Source organism: Candidatus Magnetaquicoccus inordinatus, assembly GCF_004217665.1.
Classification (GTDB): domain Bacteria; phylum Pseudomonadota; class Magnetococcia; order Magnetococcales; family Magnetaquicoccaceae; genus Magnetaquicoccus; species Magnetaquicoccus inordinatus.
In genome coordinates this window covers 1-1,556 of the sequence record NZ_RXIU01000409.1, presented here as the reverse complement: position 1 = coordinate 1,556, position 1,556 = coordinate 1, and the positions used below count along the sequence as shown (strand labels likewise).

At 52.2% G+C, this 1,556-nt stretch carries 3 protein-coding genes; 1 reads left to right on the top strand and 2 read right to left on the bottom strand.

Annotated features, from left to right (window positions below; translation table 11 throughout):
• Positions 1–281: hypothetical protein (locus EJP87_RS18115; RefSeq protein WP_193771463.1), on the top strand; the 281-nt coding region annotated here is incomplete at its 5' end.
• A gap of 61 nt (positions 282–342) precedes the next feature.
• Here EJP87_RS18115 and EJP87_RS16100 read toward each other — a convergent pair.
• Both EJP87_RS16100 and EJP87_RS16095 read right to left on the bottom strand, forming a co-directional pair.
• Complete coding sequence (locus EJP87_RS16100) at positions 343–528, bottom strand: hypothetical protein (RefSeq protein WP_130472865.1); 186 nt, start codon at positions 526–528, stop codon at positions 343–345.
• A 71-nt stretch (positions 529–599) separates the two neighbouring features.
• A partial coding sequence (locus EJP87_RS16095) for an aldo/keto reductase (protein ID WP_130472864.1) occupies positions 600–1,556 on the bottom strand: 957 nt, incomplete at its 5' end.

Below are 1,556 nucleotides of genomic sequence, written 5' to 3'. Positions count from 1 at the left end.
GATCGGTCAATGTATTGGAATATTATGGGCATGCACGAATCAATGAATGTCGCTCTTTACCGATAGTTCTTGTGAGTTGGCGCGGACCATTTGCTGATGATCGCAGTATGCGCGCCAAAGGGGTGCGTTTGGGATACTCCTCAAAAGCCGAATGTCACAACAGCAATGTTGTTTCCCCGCAAAGCGGGCAATTGGAGCAGCGCGCTGGTGGAGAGACTGTACGCACGACGCTACAGGAAAAATCGATTCAATGGCCGCAACTGTTGCTGAACCAACCGTGAATGGGGCTGACAAGGCATCTGCTGTTTGATCAGCCCAGGGCAATCGCCTTTGCCAATTTCCTTACTGTTGCCACAAGCGAAACGGTGCATGTCGGGCGTCCGCCCTCCCAAAGAGTATCCCTTCGTGGCACAAATCGGTGCGGCGTGCGCGAATGCTGCGCATGCGCTTTTGTAAAACGCCGCACATTTTCAGCAGGGCTTTGCCCTGCACCCACCAGGAGGAGAGAATCTCCTCCTGGATCTCCATAATAATTGTCTGGTTATTAAATGCGATTGTCCTGTTGATCAGCCCCACTCTTTGCTTGCGCACAGAGAGAATCAGAGCAAGTGAGGCAATAATTGCTCAGCGGGAATAGTGGGCAGGGAGGCGACAGCAAGCGCCTCTTCAACGCTGGTAATCCGCCGCATTCCCACTAAAGCTGTTCCGATCTCTGTAATGCTGTAGGCAGCACGCAAGGCGAGAGTGCGTTCCGGCAAACCCACTGCCAGGGTACGGAATTGTCCGGGAACGGTTGCTCCTTGCAAAACAGTGGCACTGGTAAACGCATACATTCCCAACTCAGCGATGGCTTGCAAAGCAGATAGACGATTGCCGTTTACCATTTGTGTTGGGCGTGTCAGACTTTGGTGCTCACGGACATTGAAAGGCAATTGAACAGCCCGCAGATGGTGTTGTTTGGCATGCACAGCCGCTGCCGCTTCATTTGCTGCCGTGACGGCCCGTTGCAGAGAAAGATGATTGGCGGCCTCTTCCTCGACTCGTAAACCATGCCAGGTTGCCAATCCATAGCAAACAATTTTACCTGCCTGAACCGCCTTTTCCAGTTCTATAAAGCACTCGCGCAGACGGGAGTAAAACAGCTCCTGGCCCAAATGCGGCAGTTCATCCTCAGGATTATGCAGATAGTAGACATCCAAAGTCGCCAAGCCCAGATTGCCTAAGCTCTGCTCGAGCTGTTGGGCAATAAAGCGTGGTTGGATACTGTGTCGGCGTTGTAGTTCATCTTCATCGATCAAGCCGTTTGCCAAATATTGCTCACGCAGATAACGTTCCGCTTGCCGATTATCATCAGCATCATGCGTGATATAGCCCCCTTTACTGGTCACACACAAAGAGCTGCGGGAGATTCCCTGGGCAGACAGACGACGTACAGCCGTACCGACACAACGTTCCGCTTTCATGTGTCGATAATTGATGGCGGTATCAAAAACATTAATGCCTCGGCTGGCAGCATGCAGCATGGCATCGATGTAGCGTTGATCGGTGGCCGGAGT

Coding starts and splice junctions, on each gene's coding strand:
- EJP87_RS16100 (WP_130472865.1), bottom strand. CDS start 528: ATGGAGATCCAGGAGGAGATTCTCTCCTCCTGGTGGGTGCAGGGCAAA.